The following is a 6,693-nucleotide window of genomic DNA, read 5'->3' on the forward strand; positions in this document are numbered from 1 at the left end:
AATAGAACTTCTATAAATATAGTCGGAAAAGGCGCAACATTACCTACTGGTTATACTCCAAAAGGGAATTCAGTTATCGGGCCAAAAGGTAGTGTTTATGGCAATACAGGAAAAGCAGATGCCTCAGGAAACACGATTTATAGTAACAACGGTGGGTACTATACGTTTGAAAATGGCGTGAAAACAAAAGTTCAATCACCTAACTCTGATTCACAAATATGGCAGAATTATGAGAAAGGTAAGGAATTCGAACAATCTGTTTATGATAAGTTAAAACAAGACCCTAAATTAAAAACCCCGGTTAGGGAAGTTACCATAGAGACAAATAAAGGGACCAAAGTTAGGGTTGATATTATGGCTAAAGATAGAGATGGATCTATCAAGTGCATAGAATGTAAAAGTTCTCAAACTGCACCATTAACAAAGAATCAAAAGACAGGTTTTCCAGAACTGAAAGAGAGCGGAGGTACAGTTGTTGGGAAAGGTAGGCCGGGATTTGAAAGTGGAACTAAGATACCACCGACAGAAGTTGAAATAGTAAGGCCAAAAGCAAAGGATGATTAAGGAGGCTATATGTCTGTAGAAGATATAAATAAAATTGATTTAATTACAATGACCCAAGAGGATATAGTTTCCCAGCAGGTAATCTTGGTTATAACTGATCATTTGCAATGGTCATCTTGTATTAATGAACACCTCTTTAAATTGCAAGAAAAAATTAATAGATATATTGCATTTGTTGAAAGCGGAGAAATATACGAAAAACTCCCAGATGCTCAGGGTAGGAATATAACGTTTAAAGTGTTTTTCCAGTACAAGATTCCTCAGGAATGTATTGATTTTATGGAGAGAGTAAACGAAATATTATCTTCCATTAACATAGAATTAACTTATGAGGAAAGTGAGGTCATTTAGAAAATTAATTATGTGATCTCAATGACCAAATTAGCGCAGAAAGCTTGCTCACTGCGCTAATTTCGATCTTTTTTAACTTTCCAGCTGCAAACTCAATCCTCCGTAACAACTTGAATAATCAATTGTCCCCGTTCAACTCTCACCTGCACCGCCTGTCCGGTGGCAAAGCCTGCTTCTTGCAGCCAGTTGCCCTTGAGGTGCAAACTGGGATGCTGGCTGTAATAGCGAGTCATGCCAGTGTGGCGATCGGCGTGACATCGGCTGATATAGCCGACCTTATAGCGGCGCTGGACTTTCGAACTGTCTGAGTTTGCATTACAATCGCGTTCAGCCATAAATCAACTCCTACATAGTTGGTTGTGTGGTCAGCGGCCATCATGAGGTCCGAACTCATGGTAGCCGCGTCATCTCAGCGCTTGGCGCTCTTCATAACAACTTTTTCCATCATTGACTTGGTAACAAAACTGTCAATCACCATAATCAACGCCTTCTGCTCCTCATCGGATAACGAATCAGCCTGTTGCCAGAGTTCATGCAATATGTGGTTACGTATCTTCACATCTTTGCTGGTCTCGCGGCGGCCAACCAGTTCATCAAGAGAAACCTGTAAAACATCAGCTAGCTTAATCAAGGACTCCAGTTGAGGGACGATGTGTCCCCGCTCCCAGCGGTTATACACTCTGGGCAGTACCTCAATCATCTCGGCAAGCCGTGATTGGGTTAATCCCCGAGCTTCTCTGAGCATCTTAAGCCGTTCAGAAAATACGGACATATCAATACCTGTTTGCAAAACACAAATGTCCGCCATTGTACCCCTTCCTTTTTAGCTGGCTGTTGTAAAATCTCTTTTATGCGATTATTATATATCGCAAACATGTCTATTGACAAGGTTCAAAAGGAAAGACTTATGACCCGCATTCCCGATACCGATTTAGCCCGCTTAAAGCAAACCGTCTCGTTGCTGGGGCTGGTGCGTAAGCAAGGCCGTGCGATGAAAAAACGCGGTGAGGATTATGTGCTGCGCTGTCCGTTCCATCACGAGAAAACGCCCTCAATGGTGATATCGCCTGCCAAGAACCTGTATCACTGCTTTGGCTGTGGCGCGGCGGGGTCGGTGCTGGACTGGGTGATACAAACGGAAGGCGTGACGCTGAAAATCGCTATCCGCCGGCTGCGGGAGCTGGCCGGGCTGCCGGACATGGACAATACGGTTGTGGCCGCTTCTTCGTTAGCCGCCCCGCCGGGATCACAGTCTGCCCCCCTGCCGCGCCCGAAACTGGCCGACCTGGACGATGACGGGCAGGCGCTGTTGCATCAGGTAATTGATTTTTATCATCAGAACTTACTGGCGTCACCGGAAGCCAAAGCCTGGCTGGAAAAACGCGGGCTGCATCATCCTGAACTGGTCAGCCACTTTAAGCTGGGGTATGCGGGTCATCACGGTATCAGTGGTTCGGCGGGATTGTTGCCGTCCAAAGACAGTCAGGAAGGTCAGCAGTTGCGCGGCAAGCTATCGGGGCTGGGCGTGTTGCGTACGACCACCCGGCAGGACCACTTCCGGGGCTGCGTCGTGGTGCCGATAATCGGCTGGGCCGAATCGGCCAGTGTGGCCAGCCGCGGGCGGGTGCTGCAACTGTATGGCCGCCGAACCCAGCCGGATTACAAAGTCCTGAAAGACAGCCCAAAGCATCTGTACCTGTCCTCACCCCTGGCCGGGGTCTGGAATGAGGCAGCGATGAAAGCCGCTGCGGAAATTATCCTGTGCGAAGCGCTGATCGATGCCATGACCTTCTGGTGTGCCGGGTTCCGTAACGTGATCGCCGCGTTCGGGGTGAACGGTTTTAACCGTGAGCACCTCGAAGCCTTGCAGTATCACGGCGTGAAACGGGTGCTGATTGCCTTTGACCGGGACGAGGCCGGAGACCGTGGCGCGGCCAGTGTGGCGGCTGACTTACTGGAATCCGGCATTGAGGCGTGGCGGGTGCAGTTCCCGCCGGGCATGGATGTCAATGACTATGCCGTCAAAAGTGGCAACGCCGAACATGCGCTGGGGCTGGCCCTGCAACAGGCGGTCTGGTTGGGACAGGGAACGGCACCAGGTGCGGTGTTCAGTCATGAGCGGCCCGTCTCGTCAGATATGACGGAAAAGCCTCACAATGCAGATGTGGCTAAACCGGCTGCCTTAGCCGCCCCACCAGAGCTGACTGTTGCCCCCGTGCCTTGTGAGCGCACGGCCTGCGGTGAACTGCTGATGAAAAGCGGGCCCCGGGTCTGGCGGATACGGGGGATGAAAAAATCGCCGGTGCCCGATGTGATGAAAGTCAATGTGCAGGTGCGGGATGAAACGTCCGGCCTGTTCCATGTGGATACACTGGACATGTATCACGCGCGGCATCGTCAGAACTACATCAGCACGGCGGCGCAAGAGCTGGAATGCGAGCTGTCGGTCATCAAACGCGAAGCCGGGCGGGTCTTGCTGATGCTGGAGCAGCAACAGGACGCGCAACAGCAGGCCGACGCCGAAGCCTCAGGGACAACCGCAGTCACGGTCAGCGCAGAAGATGAAGCCGCCGCGCTGGCGTTGCTGACATCGCCAAACCTGACAGAACAGATTATCAACGACATGGCCGCCTGTGGCGTGGTCGGCGAATCGACCAATCTGCTGACCGGGTATCTGGCGGCAGTCTCGCGCAAACTGGATAAACCGCTGGCCGTGTTAATCCAGAGCAGCAGCGCGGCAGGCAAGAGCAGCCTGATGGAGGCGGTGCTGAACCTGATGCCGGAAGAGGAGCGTATCCAGTACTCGGCGATGACCGGGCAGAGCCTCTACTATCTGGGAGAAACCAGCCTGCAACACAAAATACTGGCGATAGCGGAAGAGGAAGGCGTGCGGCAGGCGGCCTATGCCCTGAAACTGTTACAGTCCGACGGCGAGCTGAAAATCGCCAGCACCGGCAAAAACGAACAGAGCGGCGAACTGGTGACGCGGGAATACAAGGTGCAGGGACCGGTCATGCTGATGTTAACGACGACGGCCATTGATGTGGATGAAGAGCTGCTGAACCGCTGTCTGGTGCTGACGGTCAACGAATCGCGCGAACAGACGCAAGCCATCCACGCGATGCAACGGCACCGTCAGACACTGGCAGGGTTGCTGGCTGACTCAGAGAAAGGTTATCTGACGCAGTTACACCAGAACGCCCAGCGCTTGTTAAGGCCGCTGAAAGTGGTGAATCCCTACGCCCATCAACTGACGTTCCTGTCAGACAAAACCCGGATGCGGCGCGACCATATGAAATACCTGACGCTGATACAGGCCATTGCCTTGCTGCACCAGTATCAACGTGAAGTGAAGAAAACGACCCACCGCGGACAGGTCATCGAATATATCGAAATCACCCAAGACGACATTACCCTCGCCAACCGGCTGGCGCATGAGGTGCTGGGGCGCACGCTGGATGAAATGCCGCCGCAGACGCGTAAGCTGTTACTGCTGATACAAGAGATGGTGAACGCACAAGCGCAAATCCAGCACTGCCAGCCAAACGAAGTGCGCTTTACCCGGCGGGATATCCGCGCCTTTACCCACTGGAGCGACAGCCAGCTCAAGAACCACTGTCAACGGCTGACGGAAATGGAATACCTGTTGTTGCATGGCGGCAGCCGGGGACACCTGCTGCATTATGAACTGCTGTGGGACGGGGAAGACAACGGCGCAGCCCACCTGTGCGGCCTGCTGGATGTCGGAGAACCGGACTCAGAAACCGCCGGCAGTGAACGCAAGTCTGACCCGGAAGGTCGCAAGTCTTCCCCAAGTCCGGGGCAAGTCTGGCCTGAGTCTGGGGAAGAAAAACCCGCATCAGCCCGGACAGCACAAGAGTCAGCGGGGGCACAAGTCCGGGCAGATGAAAACGCTATTATTAAGGAAAATAATCACAGAGACGCATTGCCCGTGCCCGACAGGGATAAAACATCGGAAGCCATCCCGACAGGTCATGAGAGCAAGTCTGACTTAAATGAACGCAAGTCTGCCTCAAGTCTGGGTCAAGTTAGGGTCAAGTCTGGGGTGAAAAAATCCCCATCAGGGCAGACAGAACAAGGGTTCAGCGTGCCGCAAGTCGGGGTAACGGAAGACACAGTGATAAAAGGAAAAAAGAAAACGCGCCCCTTGTCTGCGCCCGCCACTCAATCTCAACCGGAGGTCAATCATGGCAAACCGTAAACCGCGCAAAGGAAGTCTCCTGACCGTCGATGACGTCTACCGTCAGCCGGTGGGTCCGGCGCATGACCCAAAAAGCCTGTATGCGCTGCTGCTGCGCTTCGTGGCATGGCGGCAGGAGAGGAACTGGTCGGAAACCACGCTGAAAGTACAGACCCATCACACCTATCGCTTTATCCTGTGGGCCACGGAACGGGGCCTGTACTATGCCGCGGATATCACCCGGCCGATACTGGAACGTTACCAGCGTTATCTGTATCAGTACCGTAAGACCAACGGAGAGCCGCTAAGCATCCGCACCCAGCGCACGCAGTTGCAGCCGTTACAGGTGTGGTTCAAATGGCTGACGAAACAGAACCTGATACTGGCGAACCCGGCAGCGGACATTGAATTGCCGCGGGAAGAAAAACGGCTGCCAAAATATATCCTGAGCATTGATGAAATCGAGCATATCCTGTCGCTGCCTGACCCGCATACGTTGCAGGGCGCACGCGACCGGGCCCTGATGGAACTGCTCTGGTCAACGGGGATACGGCGCAGTGAAGCGGCCCGGCTCGATATCTACAGCATTGACGGGGCACGCAAAACCGTGACCATCCGGCAGGGCAAGGGGAATAAAGACCGGGTATTGCCCCTCGGCGAACGGGCCTTAAGCTGGCTCCAGTTCTATCAGCAACAGGTTCGCCCGCAACTGCTGGTCACCCCGGACCTTCAATCGCTGTTCGTGGCGATGGACGGTCTGGACGGGTTGCAACCGAACGGTATCACCCATGCCGTGAGCGGCTATATCCGGGCCGCCGGCATTGAGAAAAAAGGCGCCTGCCACCTGTTCCGGCACGCGATGGCAACCCAGATGCTGGAGAACGGGGCGGACCTGCGCTGGATACAGGCGATGTTAGGCCATGCCAGCGTGGAATCCACCCAGGTGTATACGCAGGTCTCTATCCGGGCCTTGCAGGCGGTACATGCCAGCACCCACCCGGCGGAGCAAATGGCCGACGAAAAAGTCAGCGACGCCGATGAGGTGGGTTTACTGGCCGACCTGTACGCCGAAGACAACGCCGACGCTGACACGCCGCCGGACAGCCCGACGCCGACTTGACACCCCGATATCCGCTGACTGTCCGCCCGCCCCCGTTAAGCTGGGCGGGTTCGGTGTGGGGGCAGACCGTGGCCGGACTGCCCGTCAGCCCCGGCGCACGCGGGGGTAAATAGTCGTCAGGCGGCTCAAGCCCCGGCGTCCCCGTAGAGCCGGTCCAGGCCGCCCAACGCCTATTCAACATAATGCGGGGGAATTATACGCACTGCGCCGGTGAGCCCGGGCAATCGCCTGAGCATTGATGAGCGGCTTAATGCGTATAATTGGCATTATGTCTTGCGCCCCCGCGGGTTAGCATCGGAGGGTGCGGCGCACAAGGCTGACGCCTTCTGCTGTCAGCGTCTGAGCCGGCCATCGGCAACCCCGAGTTCTTCTTTAGCTGCCGCGTTATCTTCCAGTCACCCCCCCGAAGGCAGGTCGGCCTGGCGGCCTCCGCTAATTTATCGCCCCCCGCCCCAAC

At 54.5% G+C, this 6,693-nt stretch carries 7 protein-coding genes; 4 read left to right on the top strand and 3 right to left on the bottom strand.

What is annotated here, in order from left to right; translation table 11 throughout:
* Positions 1–564: hypothetical protein (locus tag ACGF63_RS22005; protein WP_387633219.1), on the top strand; the 564-nt coding region annotated here is incomplete at its 5' end.
* 9 nt (positions 565–573) lie between these two features.
* Entirely contained in the window at positions 574–915 is a 342-nt protein-coding gene (locus ACGF63_RS22010) for a DUF6572 domain-containing protein (protein WP_036842083.1), read from the top strand.
* Positions 916–1,007: 92 nt separating this feature from the next.
* Here ACGF63_RS22010 and ACGF63_RS22015 read toward each other — a convergent pair whose 3' ends face one another.
* Together ACGF63_RS22015 and ACGF63_RS22020 are read right to left on the bottom strand one after the other, a co-directional pair.
* Positions 1,008–1,250 carry a SymE family type I addiction module toxin gene (locus ACGF63_RS22015; RefSeq protein ID WP_036842084.1) on the bottom strand — a complete coding sequence of 81 codons (243 nt, stop codon included), beginning with the start codon at positions 1,248–1,250 and terminating at the stop codon, positions 1,008–1,010.
* A 74-nt stretch (positions 1,251–1,324) separates the two neighbouring features.
* A complete protein-coding gene (locus ACGF63_RS22020; RefSeq protein ID WP_036838980.1) occupies positions 1,325–1,723 on the bottom strand; it encodes a helix-turn-helix domain-containing protein in 399 nt (132 codons plus the stop codon).
* Positions 1,724–1,822: 99 nt separating this feature from the next.
* Between ACGF63_RS22020 and ACGF63_RS22025 the strand changes: the two genes are divergently transcribed.
* A complete protein-coding gene (locus tag ACGF63_RS22025) occupies positions 1,823–5,137 on the top strand; it encodes a CHC2 zinc finger domain-containing protein (RefSeq protein ID WP_387633220.1) in 3,315 nt (1,104 codons plus the stop codon).
* Entirely contained in the window at positions 5,124–6,236 is a 1,113-nt protein-coding gene (gene xerC, locus ACGF63_RS22030) for a site-specific tyrosine recombinase XerC (RefSeq protein WP_387633222.1), read from the top strand. The genes ACGF63_RS22025 and xerC overlap by 14 nt, the downstream gene beginning before the upstream one ends.
* A 247-nt stretch (positions 6,237–6,483) precedes the next feature.
* On the opposite strand, the gene ACGF63_RS22035 is transcribed toward xerC, so the two are convergent.
* On the bottom strand, positions 6,484–6,693 hold a 210-nt coding region (locus tag ACGF63_RS22035), incomplete at its 5' end, for a hypothetical protein (protein WP_387633224.1).

This window comes from Photorhabdus sp. RM322S (genome assembly GCF_042879395.1).
Lineage (GTDB): Bacteria > Pseudomonadota > Gammaproteobacteria > Enterobacterales > Enterobacteriaceae > Photorhabdus > Photorhabdus khanii.

What these genes read in the sequence shown, in the direction of transcription:
- xerC (WP_387633222.1), top strand. Translation starts at nt 5,124, where the DNA reads ATGGCAAACCGTAAACCGCGCAAAGGAAGTCTCCTGACCGTCGATGAC.
- ACGF63_RS22015 (WP_036842084.1), bottom strand. Translation starts at nt 1,250, where the DNA reads ATGGCTGAACGCGATTGTAATGCAAACTCAGACAGTTCGAAAGTCCAG.
- ACGF63_RS22020 (WP_036838980.1), bottom strand. Translation starts at nt 1,723, where the DNA reads ATGGCGGACATTTGTGTTTTGCAAACAGGTATTGATATGTCCGTATTT.
- ACGF63_RS22025 (WP_387633220.1), top strand. Translation starts at nt 1,823, where the DNA reads ATGACCCGCATTCCCGATACCGATTTAGCCCGCTTAAAGCAAACCGTC.
- ACGF63_RS22010 (WP_036842083.1), top strand. Translation starts at nt 574, where the DNA reads ATGTCTGTAGAAGATATAAATAAAATTGATTTAATTACAATGACCCAA.